This is a genomic window from Aeromonas sp. 604282, assembly GCF_049170575.1.
GTDB classification, from domain to species: domain Bacteria; phylum Pseudomonadota; class Gammaproteobacteria; order Enterobacterales; family Aeromonadaceae; genus Aeromonas; species Aeromonas veronii_A.
In genome coordinates this window covers 662,328-689,201 of record NZ_JAAKMV010000001.1, presented here as the reverse complement: position 1 = coordinate 689,201, position 26,874 = coordinate 662,328, and the positions used below count along the sequence as shown (strand labels likewise).

The window sequence follows — 26,874 nt, the reverse complement described above, 5'->3', positions numbered from 1 at the left end:
TTGAAAGATGCCAAAATTCAAATGCTATGTTGGTGTTCCTGTTTTCAACGAAGAAAAATATATAGAGCAGACTCTACTTTCTTTAATTAGGCAAGATGAAGACAATGTTTGCTTTCACGTGTCTGATAATTGTTCAACCGACAATACATGGAACATTATCAATGATATCTGTGCTCGCGATAAACGATTTATCCTGACTAGGCAAGAGAAAAATGTAGGTGCATTTGAAAACTTCAAACAGTTATATGATATTTCTGACTCACAATATTTTATGTGGCTTGGGGGGCATGACTATATTTCGGATGGTTACCTGTCTGCGATGAAAGAAACCCTCGATCATGATGAATCACTGTCAATGGCATTTGGTATACCACATAAGATCCTGGATGGCATCGATTATGGTCGAATGGAAAAGGCTATCCATACGTTTTCAAAAAGACGAATTGCTCGTTTTCTTCAAGCGACAAAAAACATAACTCTGTGTGCTATGTGTCAGGCTTTATTTAGACGAGAACTTTTGCAAAACTTTGATTTCAGAATGAAGCTTGGTGCGGATTTCGTAATGATTTGTCACTTGCTTTGGTATGGAAATATTAAATTTGTTGAAGGGCATAAATATTATGCCCGCTTTTTTTCTGCAACGTCGGAAACCTCGGATGAGCGAGTTACTGGTCAAAAAGATATATATTTGAGTAATTATGATTTCATCATTTACCAGTTAGATTCATTAGCTAATTTATATGATGGAGACCCGCGAATAAAGCAATATCTAGAATATGAAATCATCCATGCCTTGCAGCAATACCGAGGTATACATAGCCTGATGATTAACGATGATCGGTGAAAATAATGAAAGCAATTATTCTAGCGGGTGGTTTAGGCACCCGGATCAGCGAAGAGTCTCATCTTCGACCTAAACCCATGATTGAAATTGGTGGTAAACCGATCCTTTGGCATATTATGAAAATATATTCTCACTATGGTGTTAATGATTTTATAATATGTCTTGGTTATAAAGGCTATGTGATAAAAGAATACTTCGCAAATTATTTTTTACATATGTCTGATGTCACGTTTGATATGCCGAATAATCGAATGGAGGTACATCATAACCATGTAGAACCCTGGCGAGTGACATTAGTCGACACCGGTGAAGATACGCTTACAGGTGGACGATTGCGGCGTGTCGAAGAGTATGTGAAAGGTGAATCGGCTTTTTGCTTTACCTATGGTGATGGTCTCAGCAATATTGATATTGGAAAACTGATAGAGTTTCACCATAGCCACGGCAAGCTGGCGACTGTTACCGCTGTTTCACCGCCAGGTCGTTATGGGGCTTTGACTCGAGACGGAAATTTGGTGACAGGTTTTTCTGAAAAACCGCGCGGTGATGGGGGCCTGATTAATGGCGGTTTTTTTGTGCTTTCTCCTGACGTGTTCAAGTTGTTGGATAGCGACCACTGTAGCTGGGAAGGAGAACCTTTGGTTGAGTTGGCCGATATGTCGCAGTTGATGTCATTTGAGCATCAAGGTTTTTGGCAGCCGATGGATACGTTGCGCGAGAAAAATCAACTGGAGGAGCTATGGGCCAGTCACAAGGCTCCCTGGAGGGTTTGGGAATGAGACGAGGTCTCGATGCATCCTTTTGGTCAGGAAAGAGAGTGCTCGTTACCGGGCATACAGGGTTTAAGGGGAGTTGGCTGACTATATGGTTGCATCGCCTCGGGGCGGATGTGACGGGAATTAGCTTGCTGCCCCATTCAACGCCAAATCTGTTCGAGGCTGCAGAGGTTGCGAAGATATGTCGACACCATATTTGTGATGTCTGTGCACCGGAACATTTCGTGCCACTGGTTCAGGAATCGCAACCTGAAGTGGTATTCCATCTGGCGGCGCAGTCATTAGTGCGCGAGGGGTATCGTGAGCCTGCGCGGACATTTGAAACCAATTTGATGGGGTCTGTTTATCTATTAGAAGCGCTCCGTACGTTGGATTCGGTTAAGAGCGTTGTCATGGTGACCACGGATAAAGTCTATTACAACCAGGAGTCCATCTGGCCGTATCGCGAGACCGACCTATTGGGAGGACATGATCCCTATAGTGCGAGTAAGGCGGCCAGCGAACTGGTTATTACCAGTTATCGTGATGCTTTTCTGGCAGCACGAGGCGTTGCGATTGCAACCGCGCGAGCAGGCAATGTTATCGGTGGAGGGGACTGGTCCGTCGATCGTTTGATTCCTGACGCAATACGGGCCTGGCAAGGCGGTCAGACTTTATCCATTCGGCGCCCTGAGGCTGTTCGGCCGTGGCAGCATGTCTTGGAGCCTGTTGCTGCCTATATGGTGTTGGCACAACGTCTGTATCAAGAGCCTCGGTTGGCGGGGGCTTATAACTTTGGTCCAGATAGCCGGGATGCTGCGAGTGTGGCGCAGGTGGTGGATTTGGCGGCTTTAAGTTATGGGCTCAGTCATAAGGCTTGGCGTTTGGTGGGTGAACCAGGCCCTCATGAGACCAGTTGGCTGGCGCTGGAGACAGCCAAGGCGCGACATACTCTGAACATTTCACCTCGGTGGTCATTGCCACAGGCCGTTGAGAAGACCATGTCTTGGTATCGCGACTGGTATCAGGGGGGGAGGGCCCGAGACTTGTGTGAGCAACAAATTAAAGCCTACGAGGCTCAGCCATGAATCGTTTTACCCTATTGTCAGAGCCGCTTGGTGCCAGATTGTTGCAGCGTGAAGTGCATGGTGACTCACGCGGTGCTTTGAGCAGACTCTTCTGTGTCGAAGAGTTGTTTGTGCTGGGGTGGGGGGCATGCGTGGCACAGGTCAATCTGACATGTACGTCCCGTTGCGGCACTGTCCGTGGTCTTCACTTCCAATATCCACCGCATGCCGAGAAAAAGTTGGTGACTTGTACTCGAGGTCGGGTTTGGGACGTAATTGTCGACATTCGGGCTGGTTCACCGACTTTTCTGATGTGGCATGCGGAGGAGCTTTCGGGTGATAACCATCGTTCTTTGCTGATTCCAGAAGGATTTGCGCACGGTTTTCAGGCTCTGAGTGATGATGTCGAAATGCTTTATTGTCATTCGGCAGCCTATGTTGCAGCAGCAGAAGGAGGACTCGATCCGTTGGATCCGTATCTTCAGATTTCATGGCCGATGCCGATAACAGAAATCTCCGCACGAGATCGCCAGCATTCTGCATTAAACGACAGTTTTCAGGGAGTGATAGTTCGATGAGATGCCGACACTGCGGTACCCTGCTGGTCCATCGTTTTCTCGATCTGGGCTTTGCTCCGCCATCGAATGCCTATCTGTCTGCCAGCGATCTCTCCCGACCAGAAGTAACCTACCCATTACGCTTGTGCGTGTGTGACCGGTGCTGGCTGGTACAAACGGAGGATTTTGCTTCGGCAGATCAGCTTTTTTGTGCAGATTATGCATATTTTTCAAGTACATCGACCAGCTGGTTAGCTCATGCAGCCCGTTATTGTGCGCGTATGATTGACGAATTGTCTCTTACGTCCAAGAGTCATGTGGTTGAGATTGCAGCCAACGATGGGTATTTGCTGAAGAACTTTGTCGCCGCAGAGATTCCTTGCCTAGGAGTGGAACCTACCGCTGGTACTGCCGCTGCGGCTGAATCGCTGGATATTCCGATTATCCGGGAGTTTTTTGGTTCCGAGTTAGCTCAACAAATGAGAGGAAAAGGACAAGGGGCGGATCTACTGATCGGTAATAATGTTCTAGCTCATGTGCCGGATATCAATGATTTTTGTCGTGGCTTGAAGTATCTGCTTAATCCTGGTGGAACGCTGACGCTGGAGTTTCCTCATCTGCTGCAATTACTGCTGCAGGTTCAGTTTGATACGGTTTATCACGAGCATTTTTCGTATCTGTCGCTGCAGACGGTGCAGCGGATGTTGGCTTCGGTTGGCCTGAGAGTGTTTCATGTCGAGTCATTAGCGACCCATGGTGGAAGTTTACGGGTATTTGCCTGTCATGCCGATGAACAACGACCGGATACACTGGCTGTCGCAGATTGTTTGTATCAGGAGGCTGTAGCTGGATTACATCAGTTGAACCTCTATCTGGAATTTCAAGCGCATGTGGACAGAGTAAAAAATTCACTACTTTCTTTCTTATTAACACAGTATCAAGCGGGGAAGACGGTGGCAGCCTATGGTGCTGCTGCTAAAGGCAATACATTGTTGAACTATGCCGGTATTCGTCCAGATCTGCTGCCCTATGTTTGCGATGCAGCCGGCTCGAAACAGGGGCGATTTATGCCTGGCAGCCATATTCCAATCTTGTCGCCAGAAGTACTGATGGCTAATCCACCAGATTTTGTCCTGATTTTACCTTGGAATTTGGCTGATGAAATCAGCCATCAATTGGCGCACCTGAGGGCAGCAGGAACTCGTTTTGTCGTTGCGGTTCCTCATCTGGAGTTCCTATGAGTGAGCGTATCTTATATACCAAACCATCTATCACCGAGCTAGAAATTGGCTACGCCACAGATGCGGCGACTAACGGATGGGGTGAGCGCTGTTACGAATATATTGACCGCTTTGAACTGCTTTTTCGTGACTATTTGGGGGTGAAATATGCGATTGCCACGTCAAGTTGTACCGGCGCCTTGCATATGGGGATGGCTGCGTTAGGAATAGGTGCTGGCGATGAAGTAATATTGGCTGATAGCAACTGGATTGCCAGTGTTGCACCCGTCGTCCATCTGGGGGCGACGCCTGTTTTTGTCGATATCTTGCCGGACTCTTGGTGCCTTGATCCTGAATTGGTTGAGGCGGCAATTACGCCACGCACCAAGGCCATCCTAGCAGTACATCTGTATGGTAATCTCTGCCATATGGATCAGTTGTTGGCTATTGGTGAGAGATATGGCATTCCGGTGATTGAAGATGCCGCTGAGGCGATTGGCTCTGTGTATCACGGACGGCGAGCTGGCTCCATGGGTTGTTTTGGTGCTTTCTCATTCCATGGAACCAAAACCCTGACTACTGGGGAGGGCGGCATGTTTGTTACCAACGATGCTGACCTCTATGAACGTGTGTTAACGCTCAGCAACCACGGCCGGGCTCGTGGACAGACTCGTCAGTTCTGGCCTGACGTTGTGGGTTATAAATACAAGATGTCGAACATTCAGGCTGCGATTGGCTGTGGCCAGATGGAACGAATCGAAGAGTTAGTTTCGCGGAAGAGATATATTTTAGATTGCTATCGGCGTGAATTATTGTGTGTCGATGGAGTCAAAATGAATCCAGAACCGAGCGGTACGATTAACGGTGCCTGGATGCCAACTATTCTGATTGAAAAATCAGGTTCGGAGGCAGTTGAACAGCTGAAATTTAAATTCAGCACTGAAAATATAGATGCGCGAGTATTTTTTCATCCATTGTCATCTCTGCCCATGTTCATGCAAAATAACTGTAATGCTCTCGCGAAATTTATATCTAAAAGTGCGCTAAATCTTCCAAGCTATCATGATATGAGCGATGAATCTCTAGAGAAAATCATCAAAATCATTCGTTCCGTGCTGAAGAGTAATTAGAGAGATGAATAATCAAAAAATTAGTCGGTTGTTATGTGAACACTATTCAAATACATTCATTAAGCATGGCCGAAACTCCAAAGGGGTTGATTGGGGTGATAATAAAACAGGTCATTTATTGCGCCTTGAGAAAATGCTGAATGTCATAGATGTGACTAGTGTTTCAACCGCCAGCTCAATCTTGGATGTCGGCTGCGGATATGGAAGTTTGCTTGAGTTGATCAGACAAAAAAAAATGCCCGTAAAATACACTGGAATCGATATCAGTTTGCCCATGATTAATTCAGCAAAGAGCCTCCATCCTAACGATGAATGGAGGTGTATTGATATATTGAATGATTCGTGTTCTGGGCAATATGATTATGTCGTTTGCAATGGTATTTTGACGCAAAAACTGAATGTCAGTCATAAACTAATGGATCGCTATGCTCATGAACTAATAAAAAAAATGTTTAGCTTGTGTCGTGTTGGGATTGCCTTCAATGTCATGACAACCCATGTTAACTTTCAAGTTGATAATTTGTATTACCGAAACCCGGCGGAATTGCTCGCCTGGTGTATGAGTGAGTTATCATCGAAAGTTAGAATTGATCATTCTTATCCTTTATTCGAATACACTATTTATTTATATCGGGATGTGGATAATAAAGATAAGGATTGTGATATGAAATATAATTCGGCGATAAGTTCAGTATGATGCGGCTTGGTATTATTGCTTCAAGCGGTGGTTCTGTATTCGCGACAGGCATTAACTTGCTAAAGTCGTGTGGCTATGAAGTATCTGCATATGTGGTTACGGATCGTGAATGTGGGATAGAAAGAGCCTGTGACGAGTTAGGTGTCTCTTACACTAGAATAATTGATAATGATAATGTTGGCTTTTCATGTAAAGCCAGCCAGTGGTTATTTTTTGAAAATAATGTCGACTGGGTTTGTCTTTTTTTTACCAGGCTGATCAGCTCGTCGATATATTCATTTAAACCGTGCATAAATATACATCCTTCTTTGTTGCCTGCGTTTCCTGGATTTAACTCTCTGCAGCGGGCCTTTGAAAAAAAGGTCCGATTTGTTGGCGCAACAGCTCACTTTGTTGATGGAAGTACGGATGGTGGCGAGCTCGTGGCTCAAGTGGTTGGCTCTGTAGTCAATATGCATGATATACAGCAATTAGAGCGGCTCTCTTTTGCGCAGAAGCTATATATATTTCTTGTTTTGTGTGAGTCAGTACTTCTGGATGGCGTTAGTTATTTATACAAGTCTAAAGACAACTTAAACACATACCCCGCGCATTCATGGAACAGCCAGTCTCTCAGGAGTAAAAAATTAGCAGATGCCTTCGAAGACTTTTTGAAAAGTGAGAAAATATATTGGATACGGTAATGGTCGATAACAAACGAGTTGTCATATCACAATCCATGTACTTCCCATGGGTTGGATTGCTTGAGCAAATCCGTCTAGCTGATATTTTTGTACACTATGATGATGTTCAGTTTTCTCGTGGTTTTTTCAACCGTGTACAAATTAAAACGTCAAGAGGCATTGTCTGGATGACTGTTCCTCTAAAAAAACATCATCAGAAAGAAAAAATAAATGAAATAGAAATTGACAACTCAATAGATTGGCAAAGACAACACAAAATCCTTCTCAAGGAGGCATTTTCATTTGCTCCCTATTGCCAAGATGTTATGGATATTGTAGATGGAGTTTTCTCTTTACCCTGTAATACATTAAATGACCTATCAAGACGTTCGACTATCGCATTGGCCGAGTACTTTGAACTCGTTCCATCCACTATTTTTTATGAATCTAGCCAATTAAATGTGTCCGGCAATAGCACTGACAGATTACTTGGAATTGTTAAAAGACTTGGTGGAAATATATATGTCACTGGGCACGGTGCTAAAAATTACTTAAACCATGAGCAATTTTTAACATCTGGTATTTCTGTTGAATATATGAACTATCAGAAAGCAGCATACCCCCAATTATTCGGAAACTTTACTCCTTACGTGTCAGCTCTTGATCTGATTGCAAATTGTGGGGCTCATGGGAAAAAATTTATCCATTCTGGAACTATACCTTGGCAGGAGTTTGCTGATGAATCATAATGATCTATTCAAAGAAGAAGTTGAGACAAATATTCGCTCTCTCGCGTCAGATATGGATCTACAAGCTTTATCAAGGATCTGGATTAGGGAGATAGCCCCCCATAAATGGTCATATAACTTTCGATGGATGGGAAGGCCTGCTATACAGTTTCCGAATGACGCATGGGCAATGCAGGAGTTGATTTGGGAAATACGTCCAGATCTTATTATTGAGACCGGCATTGCTCATGGTGGATCACTTATATTTAGTGCTTCGATGCTGGCACAACTAGATTTGTGCGAAGCCATTGAACGTGATGAAAAATTTGATGCTAAACGATCAGAACGGAAAGTCATTGGAATTGATATTGATATTCGGAGTCATAATCGAGAAGCGATTGAAAAACATCCAATGTCATCAAGGATTCACATGATTCAAGGATCAAGTACGGATGAAAAGGTGATTTCTGAAGTCAGAGAGCTTGCACGGAAATATAACAGAGTACTCGTTTGTCTAGATAGCAACCATACGCATGACCATGTTCTTGCCGAGTTAAACGCGTATGCATCATTGGTCAGCGTCGGTAGTTACTGTGTTGTATTTGATACCATCATTGAAGATATGCCAGATAGTCTGTTTCCAGACCGACCGTGGGGGAAAGGTAATAATCCTAAAACAGCTGTTTTCGAGTTTATGAAAAACTGCTCTGATTTTTGTATCGACGAGAATATTGCCCATAAGCTGCTTATAACTGTAGCTCCAAGTGGATTTTTGAAGCGACTCAAATAATCAGCGACACTACAACATCAGATATAAAATACAGGAGCTATATGTATAAAAGAATTTATTTCGACATTTCTGGGGTTTGTAATGCACACTGTCGATATTGTGTGAGTGGTAAAGATTCAATATCTGGCTCTGAACATCGTAAGCAGGGAAAGTTTATCGATATTGATACCTTTTCTGGGGCCATCACTCATATGCTGAGCAAAAAAATAATTGCTCCTGACTGTGAAGTTATTCTATATAGCTGGGGGGAGCCATTCTTACACAAAGATCTAAAAATGATAATAGATATTTTAAATCGCAATGAGCTATTTTATAGCCTCAGTACTAATGCATCTATATGTATATCATTTAATGAGGAACAGATATCTCGTCTAAAAAATATAACCTTTTCAATGCCTGGCTTTAGTCAGGACTCATACGATAGGATTCATGGTTTCAAATTTGACAGGATCAAAAACAATATCTCTGATATGGTTTTATCTCTTCGTTCTAGTCGCTATACAGGCCCCATAAATCTTGCTTATCATATATACAAGTTTAATCTGCATGAAATAAGCTTGGCAGCAAATTTTGCAAAGGAAGTTTGCATAAATTTCGTTCCGTCACTTGCATATTTAAATGGTTACAACATGTTTCGCCACTTTCTGACAAAGGCTATGAAACCTAACCAAATTGAGGTGATTTCGACGGAAGTTTTCACAGAACATCTGGGGAAGATGCAGCGACAAAGACCTACCGATTATATTTGCCCACAATTCGAACGACTTTCGATCGATGAAAGCTGCAATGTACTTATGTGTTGCGGGATGGAAAAAACATGTGGCGATAGGGGACTCGTTGGTGATTTATTTAAGATGGATTTCAACGACATCCAAGAACGAAAGAGAGAGATGACCATTTGTGATGAATGTACATCCCTTGCTATTGATTATATAGGCCATAATTCGATTGGGATTATTGATTTCCTCAGGCTGTATGGCGAGTTGTTCAGCATTGTTGATTACGATAGCAACGAGAAACAGATGGGGGGGGATATATATGTGTATGGCACGGGTGAAACTGCCGATGCCTTATTTGGCTCATTTTTGAACAATAAATTGTTTAATGTGAATGGTGTAATTCATGGGCAGTCTGTAGAAAAAAATATATTTTTTAGAGGTCATAAAGTTGAAAATATTGATGTGCTAAAAAATAATCCAAGTCAAAAAGTATTAATAGCTTCGTTGTCATCCAAGTCAATCGATGAGATATATCATATGCTTCGTCGTGAATTTAAAATAACTAACCCTATTATAAAATTCGAAATCAACATATAGTTTTCATATTTTTGATGGTATTCGACTTATTTGGATTTGATATTTTTCAAATGGTATATGACCTTCTCCTGTTGCTTGGTCAAATCGGGATAGATAGGGATTGATATACTTTGTTGATAAAATATTTCGGATGTTGGGTGTTTTTTGATTACCATATGGTGAAATGGTTGAGAATAGATTGGCATGTAGTGCACATTAACTCCGAGTCCTGCAGAACGCAGTTGTTCAAAAAAAACCTTTCGATCATCTGCGGGTATCTTTATTACAAACAGATGCCATGCCGAGAGACGCCCCTCTCGGTTGGCTAGGATCTCAAGCCCCAGGCTAGGCAGTTTGGCCTGATAACGTGCGGCAATGGTGCGGCGCTTGGTCAGAAATTCCTCCAAGCGTACCATCTGGCTCACCCCCAGTGCAGCCTGAATGTCGGTCATGCGGTAGTTGAAGCCGAGCATCTGCTGCTCGTAGTACCAGGGGCCATCCGGTTCATTGATGAAGTCTTCCGGTTCGCGGGTGATGCCGTGGCTGCGGAGCATGCGCATCGTCTTGGCGAGCACAGGGTCGTTGGTCATGGCCATCCCCCCTTCACCGGTGGTGATGATCTTCACCGGGTGGAAGCTGAAAACGGTTATATCGCTGTAGCGACCATTACCGGTTGGTTCATCGTGATAGCGAGCTCCCAAGGCGTGGCAGGCATCTTCGATGATCCGAAAGCCATACTCTTGTCCCAGGCGGCGGATCTCCTGCATGTCGCAGGGGAGGCCGGCAAAGTGCACCGGGATAACGACTTTGGGCAACTTACCCGCCGCTTTAGCAACAATTAGTTTCTTTTCCAGCTCCAAGGCGCACATGTTGCCGGTATCTGGCTCAATATCGACGAAGTCGACTTGTGCACCGCAGTAGAGAGCACAGTTGGCGGATGCAACAAAGCTGATGGGGGATGTCCAGACCCAGTCGCCGGGGCCAACGCCAAGTGCCAGACAGGCGATATGCAGTGCTGCTGTACCTGAATTGACCGCAACCCCGAATTTAGCGCCACAGTAATCGGCTACTGCTTGCTCAAAGCGGGGGACAACGGGCCCCTGGGTCAGAAAGTCGGACTTGAGAACATCCACAACAGCATCGATATCTGCCTGGCTGATGGATTGGCGGCCATAAGGGATCATTCAGCACTCCCCTTTTGGTTCATTTTCAAAAGCTGTTCAATGGTAAAAAAGTGAGGGTTGCTGCGAGAGTTATATTCGAAGCCCTGTTCTACCATTTTTCCTTTTTCGCCCGCCGCTGTTTTGGAGAAATCGTTGTTGCGATTATTGAAGTTGATGGTTGGGCCAATCACGAAGAAGTCATCAAACTCGAAGGTGTGATAAGAGTCATCGGCAGGACACATCACTTCATGGAGCTTCTCTCCCGGACGAATACCGATGATCTTGTGTGGCAGGTGAGGGGCCATGGCGCTGGCGAGCTCGGTAATACGGACCGATGGCAATTTTGGAACAAAAATCTCTCCTCCTTTCATGCGGCCAAAATTGTCCAGCACGAAATCCACCCCTTGCTGCAAGGTGATCCAGAAACGCGTCATCTCCTCATGGGTGATGGGCAACGCATCTGCACCCTGGTCAATCAGCTTCTGGAAGAAGGGGACGACAGAGCCGCGAGAACCCACCACGTTACCGTAACGAACCACTGCAAAACGGGTGGGATCCTGCCCCGCGATATTGTTTGCTGCCACGAAGAGCTTGTCTGATGCCAGTTTGGTGGCACCGTAGAGATTGATTGGATTGGCAGCTTTGTCAGTGGAGAGGGCAATAACTTTTTTGACTTGATTGAGCAAAGCGGCCTGGATGACGTTCTCAGCACCATGGATATTGGTCTTAATACACTCCATGGGGTTGTATTCAGCGGCTGGAACCTGTTTCAGTGCTGCTGCATGAACCACGTAATCGACGCCACGCATTGCCATGGTGAGCCGGTTGGCGTCTCGGACATCACCGATAAAATAGCGCATGCAGGGGTCGTTAAACTCCTGCTGCATCTCGAACTGTTTCAGTTCGTCACGAGAATAGATGATGAGCCGTTTCGGCTTATAACGTTCCAGTACTGTCTTGACCAATCGTTGGCCAAACGAGCCGGTGCCACCTGTGATCAGTAGCGTTTTATCGTTGAACATTGTGGGCATCTCGTCATAAAAACAGTAGATGAATCATATGCTAGCAAATAAAGTACCAGCTTTTTTGGCAAAGAGTGTGATCCATTCACAAAAACAGTTTTAAAGATTTGGGCGCACCAGACCACCTCGGATTGGCTCGCATTAGTAGAGCTTTATCAAGATGTGCTGGAGCTCTGCGTGCTTAGCTGAATAGCTTGGCAAACCTCTTCAACCCCCTTGAGGGCTCTTGGGGTGAAGCGGTGCAGTTCATCCGAGTTGATTAAATCGAGTCGTTGATGCTGCACCGCATTGAGATTGGGCCACTTCTGCCAGTGACGCAGGGCGTCAGGATCTTGACTCCCTGCCAGGATCAGCGCGGGGTTCGCTCTGATCACCTGTTCCATGTCCACTTGAGGGTAGGGGGTCTTGGCATTCGCCATGACGTTGATCCCGCCGCAGAATTCGATGGCCTGAGCAGGCCAGGCATTGCCACTGACGCTGGTGAGCGGAGGGTACCAGAGCTGGTAGAACACCTTGACGCCGGTTGGTTGGCCATAGCGCTGTTGTAGCTCATGCAGGCGCGCCAGATAGCGCTCGGCGGCCTCGTTAGCACTCTTTTCCACACCCAGCAATTTGCCCAGCGCCCGCATCTCGGTGGCCAGCGATGCAAAATCGGTAGGCTCCGAGTAGAAGATCGGGATCCCGAGCTGTTCCAGCGGGGCCAGCATGCGAGACTGGGCCGAGCGCCAGCCGAGGATCAAGTCCGGCTTTTGCGCCAGCACTGCCTCGACATTGATGCTGCGATAATTCGCTACCTTTGGCTTGGTTTTGACCTCGGCTGGGTAGTCGGATGCATCGTCAATGGCCACCAGTTTGTCGCCGGCACCGATGTCATAAAGCAGTTCGGTCAGGTGAGGAACAACGCTCACCACCCGGGTCGGTGTGGCGGCAAGCAGGGCACCGGGCAACCAGGCAAGCAGCACGCAGGGCAGCCAGACAGCCAAGCGCAACACTCTACCCATGAAATAACCCCGCTACCGTGACAACCAGCGCCAGTATCAACCAGCCCCAGCCGCACCCTTGCAGAATGTTGAGCACCTTGCGCGGTGTCTCGCTATCTGGATCAGCACCAGTGCCGATGACGGGCCAACGCTGGAGAGCCCCCTGATAGTAGCGAGGGCCACCAAGTCGGATCCGGCACTTGTCTACCAGCAGAGTGAGCAGCATCCCCATGGCGGGATAGGGCCAGAGCGCGCCACTGCGCAGCAGCTGTGCTGCCTGTTTGAGACGGCTTGCCAGCAGTGGCAGCCCCAGCAGCAAAATGACGGAGGCATTGAGCACCTGATAGAGGACACTGGCGGCGTGACCAAAGTGGTCGAAGGCGGGGTCTTTGCGACTCCAGCTCTGATTCATCAGCTGTACCAGCCGCCAGAGCAGGGCGCCCTGTACGCCAGCCAGGGCATATCCCAGCAGCGGGCCAGCCCATTGGCCGACCAGACGCAGGGCGCTGCTCTCCGTCACCGCTTTGGCGAGCCCCATGGCCGAGAGTTTGCCTGTCTCCCGTTTGAGCCAGGGGGCGGACTGCAATCGTGCCAGCGGCAGGGTCTCCTGGGTGGCGAGCGAGCGGGTGGCATGGGCGAGTTCGCGCAGCGGGCGGGATTCGAGCATCAGCAGCAGGAACAGCAGGTCGAAGATCGGCTCGCTCAGGGCCAGATTGCGTAATGACCAGAGCCCGGCGGCGCAGGGTACCCAGACCACCAGCATCGCCAGCATACCTGCTTGTAGCTGCTGGCGTGGCGTGCCATCGGGTCTGTGTACCTTGTGCCCCAGCCGGGTCAGCAGGGGCGTGACGGCCGAAAGACGCAGATGGGATGGCCACGGGATCACCGCCTCCAGCAGGGCTGCCCCCACCAGAATGGCCGCCGTCGTCGAGAGGAGGGCGTCGGCCATCAAATCAAGCGAGCCGGTCTCGCTCACAGTTTGCCGAGCATCTTGATAATCACTTCGGCGGAGTGCTTGCCGGCCACTTCGATGAAGGCATCGAAGGATTCAACCTGTTCCTTGCCAGCGATATCGGACATGGCGCGCACCACCAGATAGGGCACGTTGAACATGTGGCACACCTGACCGATGGCGGCACCTTCCATCTCGACCGCCAGCATCTGCGGGAAGTCGGCGCGAGCCTTGGCGATGGCGTCCGGTTTGCACATGAACTGATCGCCGGTGCAGATAAGGCCGACCTTGGTCTGGTGTTTGCCCTGCTCGGCGATGCAATCCTGAGCGACCGCGATGAGCTTCTCGTCGCAGGGGAAGGCGGCGGGTTGCTGCGCCATCTGGCCCATCTCGTAACCAAAGGCGGTCACGTCGACATCGTGAAAACGCATCTCGCTGGCGATCACCACATCACCGATGTGCAGGTCCTGGGCAAAGCCGCCCGCAGAGCCGGTATTGATGACGCAGTCGGGGGCGAATTTTTCCAGCAGCAGGCTGGTGGCCACGCTGGCGGCGACCTTACCGATACCGGAGCGGGTCAGGATCACCTCTTTGCCTGCCAGCATCCCTTGATAGAACTCGCAGCCGCCCAGTTGCAGGGTGGTGGGGTTGCTCATCTGGCTGCGCAGCAGGGCTACTTCTTGCTCCATGGCGCCGATAATACCTACTTTCATTGCTGACCTCGTCTTGATAGCCGTGTGGCTGAATTTAAGTTGCTGTAGATCATAACAAAAGATGGCGTCGGCGCCGAGAGGCGCAAGCGAAAGGAGAGATGAAGTGCGGCGCTCAATATGGGAGCGCCGCAGGTGACAAAAGCATGGATGAGAGAGGAGAGAGCCTTTAGCCGAGCGCGGTATCGAGCGTCATCATCAGGGCAAAGCCTGCCATCAGACCGAGGGTGGCATAGGTCTGGTGACCGTTGCGGTGGGTCTCCGGGATCACCTCGTGCGAGACCACAAACAACATGGCGCCGGCGGCGAGCCCAAGTCCGATGGGGTAGGCGATGGCAAGGCCGCTGGAGAGCCCGACCCCGAGCAGGGCTCCAACCGGTTCGAGCAGGCCACTGGCGATAGCAACCAGCACCGCCACCGAGGGGCGAAAACCGGCGGCGCACATGGCCAGTGCCACCGCCAGTCCTTCGGGAATATCCTGCAGTGCGATAGCGGTGGTGAGCGGCAGTCCCACCGACATATCCCCCTGCGAGAAGCTGACCCCGATGGCCATCCCCTCCGGCAGGTTGTGCAGGGCGATGGCAAAGACGAACAGCCAGACCCGGGAGCAGCTCTCGTGGCCGGGGCCGCAGGGGCCGGTTTTGTCATGTTCGTGCGGGGTGAACTGATCCAGCCCCAGCATCAACAGCACCCCGAGGGTCATGCCGACCACCACCACGGCGGCGGCGCTAAAGCCGTTGCCGGTAATCCCCTCGGCGGCCTCCAGCCCCGGCAGCAGCAGGGAGAAGGCACTGGCCGCCAGCATCATACCGGCGGCAAAGCCCAGCATGGTGTCCTCAACCTTTTGCGGTACCGAGCGCAGAAACAGGGCGGGCAGGGCGCCGATGGCGGTGGCGGCAAACCCGGCGGCACCACCGATGAGGCCGTAGCGCACGCCGCTGGTCACCTCGCCGGTAGCGAGCATGATGAGACTCTGCAACAGCAGCAACAAGACGGCAGCCAGCGCGATAAAGAGACCGAGAGCAGTGAGTGGCCGGCTTTGCATCTGGCTGCGCAGTTGCTGCGACCAGGATAACGGGGGAAGGGCAGAGAGATGGTCCATGGCATGGCCTCAAGGTGAGCAAAGCGGATAATGGCATTACATCCACTTGGCCGCCCCTTGTCCATGCCTGCAAGGCGATTGCCACTATCTGAAAATCTGGAAATAGTTTATCCAAGCAACCACATGGGAACTCTTATCGGAAGCCAAAGGCGGGGGCAAGAGGGGGTCTGCAAATGACTGAGGTGGATGTTGAGTGGCAAGTGGGGATGCATCGCTAACTCTTTTAAATCAGCTGTAGATGTCTGCCTTGGTGTTCGGATAACAGAGACAAAAAAACCGGCTTGCGCCGGTTTTTTTGTCTTGGTGAATGCTGGGGAGCTGGCTTATTTGGCCAGGGACTCCGGCAGCTCTTCACGGATTTTGCCGAGCATCTCTTTCAACACACGCGGGTTGGCAACCACGATATTGCCTGAGTTTTCGTAGTTATGACCACCGACGAAGTCGGTGACGATGGCGCCAGCTTCTTTGGCCAGCAGTTCACCAGCAGCGGTGTCCCAGGGTTTCAGGCCAATTTCCCAGAAACCGTCGACGCGACCGGCAGCCACGTAGGCCAGATCCAGTGCAGCAGAGCCGGAGCGACGGATGTCAGCACACTCGATGAACATGCTCTGGAACATCTTCAGGTACGGCTCGATGTGGTGCTTCTGCTTGTAGGGGAAACCGGTGGCCAGTACGGTGCCAGCCAGCTCTTTGGCTTTGCCGACACGGATACGGTAGCCGTTCAGCTGGGCGCCGCTACCACGGGTAGCAGTAAACAGTTCGTCACGGATCGGATCGTAAACAACGGCTTGTTCTGTTTTGCCTTTCACACGCAGGGCGATGGATACGGCAAAGTGCGGAATGCCTTTGACAAGGTTGGTCGTGCCATCCAGCGGGTCAATGATCCATTGGTAGTCCGGATTGGTACCGGCAATCTCACCAGACTCTTCAGCAACAATGCTGTGCTCCGGGTAAGATTTTTTGATGGTGTGAATGATGGCCGCTTCAGCTTCACGGTCAACGTTGGTCACGAAGTCATTGCTGCCTTTTTGGATAGCCTCAATATTCTCGGGCTGGGAGAAGGCTTTTACTACAACTTGACCGGCGTTGCGCGCAGCGCGCACGGCGATATTCAGCATCGGATGCATAGGTTCACCACTGGATGTTAAAGAACGGGGGACAAAAGGACGCGGTATAGTACCAGTATTTTGTGCGATGGCAACTGTTATCACCCTACGACCAATTGATTGTGACTGCCAGATCTGACGGCTCCAATATAGACCAGATCTGCGCTAGTCTTATCCCGGCAGCCGGATACAGGCTGTCATGAGCATAGGGATATGAGCCATGAATTTGTCATTAGTGAGTCAAAACGTGTCTGGCGCCAGTGAAGGTCTGCTGGCCATTTTGCGGTCATCACCCGAGTATGGTGACCATTTTGCGCACATCAGCGTGACGCCACTGACCGAGTGGCAACCGGCCAAGGCCGAGGCGGCGATCCTGCTGATCGATGGTGATACCCCCTGGCAGGATGCCGGGTTTATCCGTGGCGAAGACGATGCCATCGGATTGCCGGTACTGCCGCTGTTGATCCGCAAGGGGGACAAGGATCTCACCATCTGCGGTCCCGATGTGCGCGACCCCCGTTTCTACTTTGTCTCCAACGGCATCGTGCTGGAGGAGTCAGAGCTGGCAGATCCCTCATGTAGCCGGGTGCTGCTGCGCAAGCTGGAATCCTACTTCCCGCTGCTCTCTCGTCTTATCCTGCTGCGTCAGCGCAAGTCGGCCGTCGTCTTGAACTGATTTCCCCGGCAAGTTATGCAAGCGGCGCGCTATCTGTCATCACAGACAGATAGCGCGCCGCACTCTTTATGGTAAAACCATGTTTGGTGAAAGAGGGGGCATCAGGATGCTCTCTCTTGAGTGTGACTACATCAGCAAGGAGTGAAGGATGATCGACTTTTATACCGCCGCAACCCCCAATGGCTTCAAGGTGGCCATTGCACTGGAAGAGCTGGGATTACCCTATCGGGTCATTCCCCTCGATTTGTCGGCACTGGATCAGAAGAAGCCCGAGTTTCTCGCCATCAACCCCAACGGCCGTATTCCGGCCATCGTCGATCGGGATAACGACGATTTCGCCGTGTTCGAGTCGGGCGCTATCCTTATCTATCTGGCTGAGAAGGCGGGCAAATTGTTGCCGGCCGATCCCAAACGCCGCTCTCAGGCCATTCAGTGGTTGATGTTCCAGATGGGCGGGGTAGGGCCCATGATGGGGCAGGCCAACGTCTTCTATCGCTATTTCCCCGAGAAGATCCCCGCCGCCATCGAACGCTACCAGAAGGAGGGGCGCCGCCTGTTCGAGGTGCTCGATAGCCATCTGGCTCATCACGAATATCTGGCGGACGAGTACAGCATTGCCGATATCGCCACCTGGCCCTGGGTGCGGATTTATGACTGGAGCGGCATCTCCATCGAGGGGTTACCCCATCTGCAAGCCTGGATGGATCGGATGGCCGAGAAGCCTGCCTGCCAGAAGGGGATCACCATACCGCCGCGCAAAGAGCAGCCGGATGAGCTGATCAAACAGGCGCAACAGATGGTAACACGTTGATTTTGAACCACAGACGGGGCGTGCCGCCCCGTAATATTAGAAAAACTAAGGCAAGCCGATTATAAAGATTCGTTCGTTTTTTGTGAGCTGAATCACTATGATGCCCCCATACCACCAAGCGTCCTGTGCGGTGGTCTGGCGGGCTCCCCGCCTACTGTTTCCAACACTGTTTTTGATTGCATCACAGCCTCTGTGATCAGATTCCTCTGGGCCATTTTGTGCCAGAGGGCGGCAGCATTTTTTCGATTTTTTGGGACTGATATGGATCGGCACAGTTTTTATCCGTTGTTTTTACTGACCATTCTGATGGTTGCTGTGGGCCAGATGACCCAGACCCTCTATGTCCCCTCCATTCCCATGATGGCGGGGGACTTCAATGTGGCCTCGGGCCAGTTGCAGGCGGTGATGGCCTGTTACCTGATCCCCTATGGCCTCTCCCAGTTTGTCTACGGGCCGCTGTCGGATCGCATCGGTCGTCGTCCGGTGCTGATCGTCGGCATGATGGTGTTTCTGGTGGGCACCCTGATCATTCAGGTCATCCCCCATTTTGCCGCCTTGCTGGTGGGCAGCTTTATTCAAGGATTGGGTACCGGGGCCGGTGGCGCCATGAGCCGTACCGTGATGCGCGATCGCTACAACGGCGCCGAACTCAACCGCGCCAACAGTCTGGTGAGCATGGGGGTGATCTTCTCCCCGCTGCTGGCACCGGTGCTGGGTGGCTGGCTGACCGAGCTGTTCAACTGGCGCGCCGGTTACTGGTTCTTGTTCGGTTTTGGTGCCGTAGCCACTCTGGCGATCATGGCCTGGTTTGGTGAGACGCTGCCTGCTGCTGCCCGTCAGCCGCTGCGCGTCGGTGCTGCCTATCGCCATGTGCTGGGCAACCCCAAGTTTCAGGGCAACCTGCTCTGCCTGATGGCGACCTTTGCCGGATTGGCGGTATTCGAGGCAGCAGCCGGTGTGCTGCTCGGCGATGTGCTGAAACTGAGCGCCCGTACCGTGAGCGTGCTGTTCGTGCTGCCGCTGCCCGGCTATCTGTTCGGTGCCTGGCTCTCTGCCAAGCTGAGCTTCCGTTTGACTCAGGGCAAACTGATGCGTCTTGGCATCGCCTTTCTGGCGCTCGGTTCTCTCATCATTCTGGTGCCGGGGTTGTTCGGGGTGGTGAGTGCCGCCTCGCTGGTCGGTGGTGCGGCCGTCTACTTCATCGGTAGTGGCATTCTCTACCCGACCGCCACTTCCTGTGCCATCGAGCCCTTCCCGGGTCAGGCCGGCACCGCGGGTGCCATTCTCGGCGGGATGCAGAATCTGGGAGCCGGTGTGGTGACCCTGCTGGCGGCCGGTTTCCCGATGACCGGTCAGGTGACTCTGGGGGCCATCATGACCCTGATGGTGCTGATCGTGGCGCTGAGTTTTGTCTGGCTGCGCCACCACGGCTCGCCGCACGAGCAGATGGCGATTTGATGCCCGCGCTTGCTCTCTGAAAGCCCGCCTTCTGGCGGGCTTTTTCTTTGCCAGAACCGGATGCAGTCTACTGCTCGGCCTGCGTCAAGGCGCGTTTGCCGGTTCACCTTCTGCTACCAGTTCAAGAAAGGCACGCATGGCGGGAGTGATGCTCTGCTGGCGGGTCAGAAAGGCGGTATGGCCGATATTCTTCAGCGGAGCGAGTGGCAGGCAAACGAGATCCGAGAGCTTGCTGGCAGAGCGGGCAAGGCCTGCGCTGACGATGGCCCAGCCCAGCCGGTGGCGTACGGCGCTGACCAGATGGAACAGCGAGTCGGTCTCCAGTACCACGTTGAGCGAGAGCCCACCCTGCTCGGCGGCGCGATCCAGATATTGGCGAAATTGCATGGTGCGGCTGGGCAGCACCAACGGCTGTTGCTGCAGTTCAGCAAGCGCAATGTCGCCGCTGTGCAGGTACAGATCCGCTTCGTCACGGTTCATCAGCACCGCCATCTGGTTGGCGCCTTGCGGGTAGACATGAAAGGCGCGCCGGCCAGCTCCGCCGGCGGGCTCATCAAATCCCAGTCCGATATCGCACTGATGCAGCTCCAGCTGTGATAGCAGGGCTTCGTTGCTGAGCACCGACAGGCGAATGACGATATCGGGATAGCGCTGCTTGCAGCGGGCGATAAACGGCATGATGTCGAGATTGGACTGGGGCACGATGCCGATGCGCAGGGTGCCGGAGAGTTCGCCCTGGAACAGCGCCAGCTCCTGCTTGAGCGCCTCCTGTTCCAGCAACATCCGTTCGGCATATTGGCGCACCAGCTCGCCGGCCTCGGTCAGGGCGACAAACTGGCTGGTGCGTACCACCAGATCGGTGCCGACACTCTTTTCCAGCGCGGTAATGCTGGCCGAGAGGGTGGGTTGGGTGATGTGGCAGGCTTTGGCCGCTTTGGCAAAATGCCGATGTTTGGCCAGCTCGTGAAAGTAGTGAAGTTGCTTGATGTTCATCTGGTTGTAGTGGAGGCAGTGGAACCGGCTATTGAAGAATTAATCAATTGAAAAAACATCTTCAATAGAACAACTCTATCAGGATATAGATTTATTTCATTGGTTTTGCGTCAGTCGCATCTCTAAACTTGAATGCAGTTTGCATTTTTAGGCCAACCTGCATGCCTGCCCATTCTCCCGTCGCAACCCCCGCCAACTTGCCGTCACTGGATCATCTGGTGGAAGAGGTAGCCGTCGCCATCAACATCAATGGCATCAACCATGCGGTGATGATGGCGACCCCGGACGATCTCGACGACTTTGCCGTCGGCTTTCTGTTTGGTGAGGGGATCATCCGGCATAACCACGAAGTCCACGACATTGAGATCGCGCCAGCCGAACAGGGTATTGTGCTGGATGTGACCATCGCCAACCGCTCTCTGGCCGCCCTGACCGAGCACAAGCGCCGGCTGACCGGGGTGACCGGTTGCGGCATCTGCGGCGTAGCGGCGGTGGAACAGGCGTTGCCCGCACTGTCGGTGTTACCTCTGACGCCACCGCTGGATGGGGCCTTGCTGGCGGGGCTGCGTCCGCATATCGCCCAGTGGCAGCTCAAGGGGCAGCAACACGGCGCCCTGCATGCGGCGCTGGCGCTGGATGCCGAGGGGCGGATCCTGCACTGCCGGGAAGATATCGGGCGCCACAATGCCCTCGACAAGCTGATCGGCCTGCTGCTGCGTCAGCAAAGTGTGTGCGACACCCTGGTGGTGACCAGCCGCTGCGGCAGCGAGCTGGTGCAAAAAGCCGCCCGTTTCGGTGCCCGTCATCTTATCTGCCTGGCATCGCCCAGCCAGTTGGCGATCAGGCTGGCCCTCAAATACAACCTCAACGTCGTTCATATTCCCAAGTTTGATGCCCCGGTCAGCTATTCGAGCTATCGCCCGGCGGATCCCATCGGAGAGTGCCATGAGTCATATTGAAAAGCCCGCCAAAGCCGGCGGTTTTTCGTCCCTGCAATCCACCATGAAACAGGTGCTGCGCAGCCAGAAGACCCGTCAGAACATCAAGAACCTGCTGCGGGTCAACCAGACCGACGGCTTCGACTGCCCGGGTTGTGCCTGGGGTGACAACGACCACGGCACCTTCCAGTTCTGTGAGAACGGCGCCAAGGCGGTGGCATGGGAGTCTACCGGCAAGACGGTAGGGGCCGAGTTTTTCGCCGCCCACTCGGTGCGCCAGCTGGCCAGCCAGAGCGACTACTGGCTCGAGTATCAGGGGCGGCTGACCGAGCCGATGCGCTACAACCCGGCGACCGATCACTACGAGCCGATAAACTGGGACGACGCCTTTGCCCTGATTGCCGACACCCTCAAGGGGCTTGCCAGCCCGGATGAGGTGGAGTTCTACACTTCGGGGCGTGCCAGCAACGAGGCCTCTTATCTTTATCAGCTGTTTGGCCGCCTGTTTGGTACCAACAACTTCCCCGACTGCTCCAACATGTGCCACGAGGCGAGCGGGGTGGCGCTGATCCAGTCGGTCGGCATCGGCAAGGGGACTGTGGTGCTGGATGACTTTGACCAGGCCGATGCGGTGTTCGTCTATGGACAGAATCCGGGTACCAACCACCCGCGCATGATGAATGCCCTGCGCCAGGCGGCGCGCGGCGGCTGCAAGATCGTCAGCTTCAACAACTTGAAAGAGGTGGCGCTGGAGCGCTTCGCCAGCCCGCAGAGCCCGCTGGAGCTGCTGACTCCGGCTGCCACCACCATCAGCCACCAATACCTGACGCCGAAACTGGGTGGCGACATGGCCGCCATCCGCGGCATGGCCAAGTACATCCTGGAAGAGGCGCCGGAGGCGGTGGATCGCGACTTTATCGCCCGCCACACCCGCCACTTTGCCGAGTACGAGGCGCAGGTGCGTGCCACCGACTGGGCCATGATCGAGCAGCAATCCGGCCTGACCCGCGCCGACATCGTGCAGGCTGCCCGGGTCTTTGCCGCCAGCCAGCGCATTATCAGTTGCTGGGCCATGGGGGTGACCCAGCACCTGCACTCGGTTGATACCATTCGCGAAATCGTCAACCTGCACCTGATGCGTGGCCAGATTGGCAAGCCGGGTGCGGGGCTCTGTCCGGTTCGGGGTCACAGCAACGTGCAGGGCAACCGTACCATGGGTATCAACGAAAAGCCCACCGCCGCCTTTATCGAGCGGCTCGAGCGTCACCTGCAGGTGAGCCTGCCGCGGGCCCGCGGTCACAATGTTTACGAAGCGCTCAAGGCGCTGGACGAGGGCAAGAGCAAGGTGCTTATCTGCCTGGGCGGCAACCTGGCGGCAGCGGCGCCCGATACCGACTTCACCTACGGGGCGATAAAAAAGGCCGAGCTCAACGTGCAGATCAGCACCAAGCTCAACCGCAGCCATCTGCAGGTGGGTAAGGCTGCGCTGATCCTGCCCTGCCTCGGCCGTACCGAGCTCGATATCCAGCGCAGCGGCAACCAGAAGATCACGGTGGAGGACACCTTCAGCATGGTGCACGCCTCGACCGGCGCAGCCGAGCCTGTGTCGCCGCTCTGCCTCTCTGAGACCGACATAGTTGCGCGGATGGCTCATGCCACTGTGGGCAGTGAGCGGGTCGACTGGCTGGCCCTGCGCGATGACTATGCCCGTATCCGTGATCTCATCGAGCAGACCATCGCCGGCTTTGCCGATTTCAATGCCCGCATCCAGCAGCCGTGCGGTTTTCATCTCGATAACTCCGCGGCGCTGCTGACCTGGAATACCGCCAGTGGCTGCGCTGAGTTTCGTGCCAGCACCCTGCCGCAATCAGTGCTGCCGGAGTGTACCCGCCATGCCGAACAGATGAACGACCAGCCGGTGTTGCTGCTGCAGAGCCTGCGCTCCCACGATCAGTACAACACCACCATCTACGGCATGGATGACCGCTATCGCGGCATCAAGGGCCAGCGCAACGTGGTGTTCATGAACGAGGCGGATGCTCGCCAGCTTGGCTTTGCCGAAGGGGATCGGGTCGACATGGCGGCCATCTGCAACGATGGGCGCGAGCGCATTGTTACCGGATTCAACGTGGTGATCTACGAGATCCCGCGTGGCAACATCGCGGCCTACTATCCGGAGACCAACCCGCTGGTGCCCATCGACAGTATCGGGGCCGGGTCGTTTACCCCCACCTCCAAGTCCATCCCGGTGCTGGTGACGGCCTCCCGCCAGCAGGAGAACTTGTTGCTGCTCAAATAGAAGCGCTAACGCGACTGGCTGCGCTAACACAGCATGCACTGTGAATGCGGTGATGCCCCGGGTGAGCTTTTCATCCGGGGCATTTTTTCAGCTCTGAAAGGGGTAGGGGGCGTTGATCATCAGGCAAAGAAAAAGCCCGTCACGCTGGTGACGGGCTTTTGCTGTTGGTACCCCGAGATGCCGTTGCCGGTTTGGGCCCTTGAACCGTCGGTTCAAGGCGGGGATCGGATCTGACCGCAGGCTTCTCGGTCGTGCCGAGCATGCGCAATAGCCAGAAGGCAGATCCCCTGTTTGGTATGAATATCGGCTCGGGGACTTGAACCGGCTGACAAACATCCCAGGGAATTTTAAAACGGTTTGCGATTAGGGCTGCTGCCCCTCTTCGCTGGAATCACCATATTGTCCGTGCTCGATCAGGGCCGCTTCGATGGTGCGCTGCAGCATCTTGATCCGCTTGTCCATGGTCTCAGAGTATTGGTGGTTCTTCTCTTTTTCAAGGCAGAGCTCATGACAGAAATTGAGCGCCGCCATGATAGCCAATTGCTCGTTGCTGGAGACTTTGGAACGTTGACGCAGGTCGATCAACTTGTCGGTCAGCTGCTCGGCGGCCTGGCGCAGGGCATCCTGCTGTCCCAAGGGACAGGATACCTTGTAGGGACGTCCCAAAATGACGATTTCTACGGCCTCTGTGCTCATGCCTTCCTCAATACGGCGGAGCTGATTTCCGCCTTTATCCACGTGGACAACTGGGCGGGACTATATAGCGCAGATGCATAAGTTTCAAGGCCTTGCTGGCTCTGCAAGAGGGAGAATGCTAGGATCCTGACCATTAATTCTGCAAATTTGCCTGAACTTTGAGCGGATCCTCTATGAGCAAAACAAACCCCCTTAAATATGCGGCTGTGGCCGACATCATGGAGCAGCATGAGCTGATGGCCAGTGCAGTCGAGGCCCATGGTGTGATCTGCGGTCTGGTGTGTGGTGGTGTGGCACTGGATGAGAAGAGCTGGGTCCCCCATTTCAACGATCTGGTGAACGACGGTTTCGGCCTGCCGGCCCCGGTGCGCCAGGTGATGACCGATCTTTATCACAATGTGGTCGAGAGCCTGATGGCCCAGAAGGGGGTCGAGCTGCTGCTGCCAAGCGATGATGCTCCCCTCGACGAGCGTATCGATTCGCTGGTGGACTGGTCACAGGCGTTTCTGGCCGGTTTTGGCGTGGTGCAGCAGGAGCTCTCCCGCGCGTCGGAAGAGCTGCAGGAGATGATCCAGGATATCGCCAGCATCACTCAGGTCTCTGCCGAGTTCGATCAGGAAGATGACGAGAATGAAGCTTCCTTCCTAGTGCTCTACGAACACGTCAAACTGGGGGTCATGATGGCCTTCGAAGAGTTTGGCAAGCGCCCCGATACCCCGAGTGCACCGCCGACCCTTCATTGAGGTGCGGGTCAACGAGACCCTTACTGAATCTGCAAGAGCGCCTGATTGCGCTCTTTTTTATTCCCTTGTGGTGGCTAACCCTGTGAGGTGCAACCAGTTTTTTGCCGGTGACCTCGCATTCGGCCAGCGGCTTTGTGATAGCATGAGGCCACCTTTTTCACTTCTTCCTCTCTGCTTATGTCTCAATCTGATGTGCGACAGGTCGATGTCACCCTGGTCGGCGGTGGAATGAGCGGCGCCGTGCTGGCCCTCTCGCTGGCAGCCCAGCTTCGATCCGATGGCTCCCCCCTCGAGATCCTGCTGCTGGAGGCAAGCGTCCCCGAACAGCACACCCATTCAGGGTTCGACGCCCGCGCCATTGCGCTCTCGGCCGGTACCTGTGATGCGCTGTTGCGACGCGGACTCTGGCCGCTGTTTGCCCCCCATTGCGCCCCCATTACCCAGATCCATGTCTCGGATCGGGGCCACTTCGGTCAGGCTCGCCTGTCGGCTGCCGAATACGGTCTGCCCGCGCTGGGCCAGGTGATCGAGCTTGCATCCGCTGGCAAGGAGCTGCAACGGGCGATGGCGGCCTCTCCCAATATCCGGGTCTGTTGTCCGGCCCGGGTGAGCGAGATTGCGCCCGATGAGGAGAAGGTGACCCTCACCCTCGAGAGCGGTGAACAGATTGAGACCCGCCTGCTGGTGGCGGCAGACGGCGGCAACTCCTTTGTGCGTCAGCACTTCAAGTTGCCGGTGACCCGCCACGACTTTGAGCAGCACGCCATCATCGCCACGGTCAAAACGGCGCAAGACCCTGAGGGACGCGCCTTCGAGCGTTTTACCGAAGGGGGGCCGCTGGCCCTGCTGCCGATGCAGGAGGGGCTCTCCTCACTGGTGTGGAGCGTCGGGCAGCATGAGGTGGATGAGCTGATGGCCCTCGATGAGGTGGCATTTCTTGCCCGTCTGCAGCAGGCCTTTGGCTGGCGGCTCGGTCGCTTCGAGCGATGCGGCGTGCGTAACGTCTATCCGCTCATTCTGACCGCCTGCGACTACCCGCTGGCCCAGCGCACCGTGCTGGTGGGTAATGCCGCCCACGCCCTGCACCCGATTGCCGGACAGGGCTTCAACCTCGGGATGCGGGATCTCGACCTGCTTACCGGCGCCGTAGCCAAGGCGTTGGCAGAGGGGGAGGATATCGGCAGCTTCAAGGTACTGAGTGGCTACTGGCAGCAGCGTCAGCGCGATCAGGAGCAGACCGTCTGGCTCACCTCTTCGCTGGCCCAGCTCTTCTCCAATGGTCACGATCCGCTGGTGGCGGGGCGTAATCTGGCGCTCACCCTGATGGGGCGATTCCCGTGCCTCAAGGCGCCGCTTGCCTCGCGCACCCTGGGCTTTGTCGCCGATGTGTGCGGCAACTAGCCAGCACTTGTTGAGTGGAACCTGTTGACCGGAAGATGGTGACCGCCATTCGTTGAGCAAAACCTATTGAATAAAGAGG

27 protein-coding genes and 1 other RNA gene are annotated in these 26,874 nt (G+C 53.1%); 18 read left to right on the top strand and 10 right to left on the bottom strand.

What is annotated here, in order from left to right:
• The first annotated feature begins 7 nt into the window (after nt 1-7).
• Genes G5367_RS02920 through G5367_RS02870 form a run of 11 tightly spaced genes read left to right on the top strand, consistent with a single transcriptional unit; the run spans nt 8 to nt 9,766 of the window.
• Entirely contained in the window at nt 8-844 is an 837-nt protein-coding gene (locus G5367_RS02920) for a glycosyltransferase family 2 protein (protein WP_216978532.1), read from the top strand.
• 5 nt (nt 845-849) lie between these two features.
• Nucleotides 850-1,623 carry a glucose-1-phosphate cytidylyltransferase gene (rfbF, locus tag G5367_RS02915; RefSeq protein ID WP_216978533.1) on the top strand — a complete coding sequence of 258 codons (774 nt, stop codon included), beginning with the start codon at nt 850-852 and terminating at the stop codon, nt 1,621-1,623.
• A complete protein-coding gene (rfbG, locus tag G5367_RS02910) occupies nt 1,584-2,687 on the top strand; it encodes a CDP-glucose 4,6-dehydratase (RefSeq protein ID WP_319890029.1) in 1,104 nt (367 codons plus the stop codon). The genes rfbF and rfbG overlap by 40 nt, the downstream gene beginning before the upstream one ends.
• Nucleotides 2,684-3,244, top strand: a complete 561-nt coding sequence (locus G5367_RS02905) for a dTDP-4-dehydrorhamnose 3,5-epimerase family protein (RefSeq protein ID WP_216978535.1) — start codon at nt 2,684-2,686, stop codon at nt 3,242-3,244. Before rfbG ends, G5367_RS02905 begins: the two co-directional genes overlap by 4 nt.
• Nucleotides 3,157-4,464: a class I SAM-dependent methyltransferase gene (locus G5367_RS02900; RefSeq protein ID WP_323930654.1), complete on the top strand. Its 1,308-nt coding sequence runs from the start codon at nt 3,157-3,159 to the stop codon at nt 4,462-4,464. Before G5367_RS02905 ends, G5367_RS02900 begins: the two co-directional genes overlap by 88 nt.
• Nucleotides 4,461-5,573, top strand: a complete 1,113-nt coding sequence (locus tag G5367_RS02895) for a DegT/DnrJ/EryC1/StrS family aminotransferase (RefSeq protein ID WP_144715576.1) — start codon at nt 4,461-4,463, stop codon at nt 5,571-5,573. The genes G5367_RS02900 and G5367_RS02895 overlap by 4 nt, the downstream gene beginning before the upstream one ends.
• A 4-nt stretch (nt 5,574-5,577) precedes the next feature.
• Nucleotides 5,578-6,270, top strand: a complete 693-nt coding sequence (locus tag G5367_RS02890) for a class I SAM-dependent methyltransferase (RefSeq protein WP_337073744.1) — start codon at nt 5,578-5,580, stop codon at nt 6,268-6,270.
• Nucleotides 6,267-6,953, top strand: coding sequence for a formyltransferase family protein (locus G5367_RS02885; protein ID WP_216978537.1), 687 nt, complete (start codon nt 6,267-6,269; stop codon nt 6,951-6,953). The genes G5367_RS02890 and G5367_RS02885 overlap by 4 nt, the downstream gene beginning before the upstream one ends.
• Nucleotides 6,953-7,681, top strand: a complete 729-nt coding sequence (locus G5367_RS02880; protein ID WP_216978538.1) for a WbqC family protein — start codon at nt 6,953-6,955, stop codon at nt 7,679-7,681. The genes G5367_RS02885 and G5367_RS02880 overlap by 1 nt, the downstream gene beginning before the upstream one ends.
• The gene (locus G5367_RS02875) at nt 7,671-8,450 is read left to right on the top strand and encodes a cephalosporin hydroxylase family protein (protein WP_144715584.1); all 780 of its coding nucleotides are present in this window, start codon (nt 7,671-7,673) and stop codon (nt 8,448-8,450) included. Before G5367_RS02880 ends, G5367_RS02875 begins: the two co-directional genes overlap by 11 nt.
• A gap of 41 nt (nt 8,451-8,491) precedes the next feature.
• Nucleotides 8,492-9,766: a radical SAM protein gene (locus G5367_RS02870; RefSeq protein WP_216978539.1), complete on the top strand. Its 1,275-nt coding sequence runs from the start codon at nt 8,492-8,494 to the stop codon at nt 9,764-9,766.
• Nucleotides 9,767-9,792: 26 nt separating this feature from the next.
• Here G5367_RS02870 and pseC read toward each other — a convergent pair whose 3' ends face one another.
• The 7 genes from pseC to suhB all read right to left on the bottom strand — a co-directional run bounded on the left by pseC (nt 9,793) and on the right by suhB (nt 16,801).
• Nucleotides 9,793-10,929, bottom strand: coding sequence for a UDP-4-amino-4,6-dideoxy-N-acetyl-beta-L-altrosamine transaminase (gene pseC / locus G5367_RS02865; protein ID WP_335832035.1), 1,137 nt, complete (start codon nt 10,927-10,929; stop codon nt 9,793-9,795).
• A complete protein-coding gene (gene pseB, locus G5367_RS02860) occupies nt 10,926-11,930 on the bottom strand; it encodes a UDP-N-acetylglucosamine 4,6-dehydratase (inverting) (RefSeq protein WP_005346596.1) in 1,005 nt (334 codons plus the stop codon). Before pseB ends, pseC begins: the two co-directional genes overlap by 4 nt.
• Before the next feature lie 155 nt (nt 11,931-12,085).
• The gene (locus G5367_RS02855) at nt 12,086-12,931 is read right to left on the bottom strand and encodes a cobalamin-binding protein (protein WP_421243763.1); all 846 of its coding nucleotides are present in this window, start codon (nt 12,929-12,931) and stop codon (nt 12,086-12,088) included.
• A complete protein-coding gene (locus G5367_RS02850) occupies nt 12,924-13,886 on the bottom strand; it encodes a cobalamin biosynthesis protein CobD/CbiB (protein WP_421243762.1) in 963 nt (320 codons plus the stop codon). Before G5367_RS02850 ends, G5367_RS02855 begins: the two co-directional genes overlap by 8 nt.
• Nucleotides 13,883-14,575: a 5'-methylthioadenosine/S-adenosylhomocysteine nucleosidase gene (gene mtnN, locus G5367_RS02845; RefSeq protein WP_005333935.1), complete on the bottom strand. Its 693-nt coding sequence runs from the start codon at nt 14,573-14,575 to the stop codon at nt 13,883-13,885. The genes G5367_RS02850 and mtnN overlap by 4 nt, the downstream gene beginning before the upstream one ends.
• Before the next feature lie 166 nt (nt 14,576-14,741).
• On the bottom strand, nt 14,742-15,674 hold the full coding sequence (locus tag G5367_RS02840; protein WP_005361496.1) for a ZIP family metal transporter: 933 nt from the start codon (nt 15,672-15,674) through the stop codon (nt 14,742-14,744).
• A gap of 323 nt (nt 15,675-15,997) precedes the next feature.
• Nucleotides 15,998-16,801 (bottom strand): inositol-1-monophosphatase, encoded by an 804-nt coding sequence (suhB, locus tag G5367_RS02835; RefSeq protein ID WP_033137241.1) that lies wholly within the window; start codon nt 16,799-16,801, stop codon nt 15,998-16,000.
• Between the two features lie 199 nt (nt 16,802-17,000).
• Here suhB and G5367_RS02830 point away from each other — a divergent pair, with 199 nt between their 5' ends.
• The 3 genes from G5367_RS02830 (at nt 17,001) to emrD (ending at nt 19,725) form a co-directional block, all read left to right on the top strand.
• On the top strand, nt 17,001-17,456 hold the full coding sequence (locus G5367_RS02830) for a hypothetical protein (RefSeq protein ID WP_042030005.1): 456 nt from the start codon (nt 17,001-17,003) through the stop codon (nt 17,454-17,456).
• Nucleotides 17,457-17,604: 148 nt separating this feature from the next.
• Nucleotides 17,605-18,267 (top strand): glutathione S-transferase family protein, encoded by a 663-nt coding sequence (locus tag G5367_RS02825; protein WP_005333923.1) that lies wholly within the window; start codon nt 17,605-17,607, stop codon nt 18,265-18,267.
• A gap of 261 nt (nt 18,268-18,528) precedes the next feature.
• Complete coding sequence (gene emrD, locus G5367_RS02820) at nt 18,529-19,725, top strand: multidrug efflux MFS transporter EmrD (protein ID WP_005333920.1); 1,197 nt, start codon at nt 18,529-18,531, stop codon at nt 19,723-19,725.
• An 84-nt stretch (nt 19,726-19,809) separates the two neighbouring features.
• Here emrD and G5367_RS02815 read toward each other — a convergent pair whose 3' ends face one another.
• The gene (locus tag G5367_RS02815) at nt 19,810-20,718 is read right to left on the bottom strand and encodes a LysR family transcriptional regulator (protein WP_216978545.1); all 909 of its coding nucleotides are present in this window, start codon (nt 20,716-20,718) and stop codon (nt 19,810-19,812) included.
• Nucleotides 20,719-20,879: 161 nt separating this feature from the next.
• On the opposite strand from G5367_RS02815, the gene fdhD reads away from it, so the two are divergent.
• Together fdhD and G5367_RS02805 are read left to right on the top strand one after the other, a co-directional pair.
• Entirely contained in the window at nt 20,880-21,677 is a 798-nt protein-coding gene (gene fdhD, locus G5367_RS02810) for a formate dehydrogenase accessory sulfurtransferase FdhD (RefSeq protein WP_216978546.1), read from the top strand.
• Nucleotides 21,664-23,955: an FdhF/YdeP family oxidoreductase gene (locus G5367_RS02805; RefSeq protein WP_421243761.1), complete on the top strand. Its 2,292-nt coding sequence runs from the start codon at nt 21,664-21,666 to the stop codon at nt 23,953-23,955. The genes fdhD and G5367_RS02805 overlap by 14 nt, the downstream gene beginning before the upstream one ends.
• Nucleotides 23,956-24,120: 165 nt before the next feature.
• Here the strand turns inward: G5367_RS02805 and ssrS are convergent.
• Nucleotides 24,121-24,302, bottom strand: a non-coding RNA gene (ssrS, locus tag G5367_RS02800) — 6S RNA.
• Nucleotides 24,303-24,318: 16 nt separating this feature from the next.
• On the bottom strand, nt 24,319-24,651 hold the full coding sequence (gene zapA, locus G5367_RS02795; protein ID WP_005333910.1) for a cell division protein ZapA: 333 nt from the start codon (nt 24,649-24,651) through the stop codon (nt 24,319-24,321).
• Between the two features lie 173 nt (nt 24,652-24,824).
• Between zapA and G5367_RS02790 the strand changes: the two genes are divergently transcribed.
• Nucleotides 24,825-25,394: a UPF0149 family protein gene (locus tag G5367_RS02790; protein WP_033138039.1), complete on the top strand. Its 570-nt coding sequence runs from the start codon at nt 24,825-24,827 to the stop codon at nt 25,392-25,394.
• 177 nt (nt 25,395-25,571) lie between these two features.
• Nucleotides 25,572-26,795 carry a 2-octaprenyl-6-methoxyphenyl hydroxylase gene (ubiH, locus tag G5367_RS02785; RefSeq protein ID WP_421243760.1) on the top strand — a complete coding sequence of 408 codons (1,224 nt, stop codon included), beginning with the start codon at nt 25,572-25,574 and terminating at the stop codon, nt 26,793-26,795.
• The last annotated feature ends 79 nt before the right edge of the window (nt 26,796-26,874 follow it).

Bases quoted from the DNA above. Each gene is read 5' to 3' on its own strand.
- G5367_RS02920 (WP_216978532.1), top strand. From the start codon at position 8: ATGCCAAAATTCAAATGCTATGTTGGTGTTCCTGTTTTCAACGAAGAA.
- rfbF (WP_216978533.1), top strand. From the start codon at position 850: ATGAAAGCAATTATTCTAGCGGGTGGTTTAGGCACCCGGATCAGCGAA.
- rfbG (WP_319890029.1), top strand. From the start codon at position 1,584: ATGGGCCAGTCACAAGGCTCCCTGGAGGGTTTGGGAATGAGACGAGGT.
- G5367_RS02905 (WP_216978535.1), top strand. From the start codon at position 2,684: ATGAATCGTTTTACCCTATTGTCAGAGCCGCTTGGTGCCAGATTGTTG.
- G5367_RS02900 (WP_323930654.1), top strand. From the start codon at position 3,157: ATGGCCGATGCCGATAACAGAAATCTCCGCACGAGATCGCCAGCATTC.
- G5367_RS02895 (WP_144715576.1), top strand. From the start codon at position 4,461: ATGAGTGAGCGTATCTTATATACCAAACCATCTATCACCGAGCTAGAA.
- G5367_RS02890 (WP_337073744.1), top strand. From the start codon at position 5,578: ATGAATAATCAAAAAATTAGTCGGTTGTTATGTGAACACTATTCAAAT.
- G5367_RS02885 (WP_216978537.1), top strand. From the start codon at position 6,267: ATGATGCGGCTTGGTATTATTGCTTCAAGCGGTGGTTCTGTATTCGCG.
- G5367_RS02880 (WP_216978538.1), top strand. From the start codon at position 6,953: ATGGTCGATAACAAACGAGTTGTCATATCACAATCCATGTACTTCCCA.
- G5367_RS02875 (WP_144715584.1), top strand. From the start codon at position 7,671: ATGAATCATAATGATCTATTCAAAGAAGAAGTTGAGACAAATATTCGC.
- G5367_RS02870 (WP_216978539.1), top strand. From the start codon at position 8,492: ATGTATAAAAGAATTTATTTCGACATTTCTGGGGTTTGTAATGCACAC.
- pseC (WP_335832035.1), bottom strand. From the start codon at position 10,929: ATGATCCCTTATGGCCGCCAATCCATCAGCCAGGCAGATATCGATGCT.
- pseB (WP_005346596.1), bottom strand. From the start codon at position 11,930: ATGTTCAACGATAAAACGCTACTGATCACAGGTGGCACCGGCTCGTTT.
- G5367_RS02855 (WP_421243763.1), bottom strand. From the start codon at position 12,931: ATGGGTAGAGTGTTGCGCTTGGCTGTCTGGCTGCCCTGCGTGCTGCTT.
- mtnN (WP_005333935.1), bottom strand. From the start codon at position 14,575: ATGAAAGTAGGTATTATCGGCGCCATGGAGCAAGAAGTAGCCCTGCTG.
- G5367_RS02840 (WP_005361496.1), bottom strand. From the start codon at position 15,674: ATGGACCATCTCTCTGCCCTTCCCCCGTTATCCTGGTCGCAGCAACTG.
- suhB (WP_033137241.1), bottom strand. From the start codon at position 16,801: ATGCATCCGATGCTGAATATCGCCGTGCGCGCTGCGCGCAACGCCGGT.
- G5367_RS02830 (WP_042030005.1), top strand. From the start codon at position 17,001: ATGAATTTGTCATTAGTGAGTCAAAACGTGTCTGGCGCCAGTGAAGGT.
- G5367_RS02825 (WP_005333923.1), top strand. From the start codon at position 17,605: ATGATCGACTTTTATACCGCCGCAACCCCCAATGGCTTCAAGGTGGCC.
- emrD (WP_005333920.1), top strand. From the start codon at position 18,529: ATGGATCGGCACAGTTTTTATCCGTTGTTTTTACTGACCATTCTGATG.
- G5367_RS02815 (WP_216978545.1), bottom strand. From the start codon at position 20,718: ATGAACATCAAGCAACTTCACTACTTTCACGAGCTGGCCAAACATCGG.
- fdhD (WP_216978546.1), top strand. From the start codon at position 20,880: ATGCCTGCCCATTCTCCCGTCGCAACCCCCGCCAACTTGCCGTCACTG.
- G5367_RS02805 (WP_421243761.1), top strand. From the start codon at position 21,664: ATGAGTCATATTGAAAAGCCCGCCAAAGCCGGCGGTTTTTCGTCCCTG.
- zapA (WP_005333910.1), bottom strand. From the start codon at position 24,651: ATGAGCACAGAGGCCGTAGAAATCGTCATTTTGGGACGTCCCTACAAG.
- G5367_RS02790 (WP_033138039.1), top strand. From the start codon at position 24,825: ATGAGCAAAACAAACCCCCTTAAATATGCGGCTGTGGCCGACATCATG.
- ubiH (WP_421243760.1), top strand. From the start codon at position 25,572: ATGTCTCAATCTGATGTGCGACAGGTCGATGTCACCCTGGTCGGCGGT.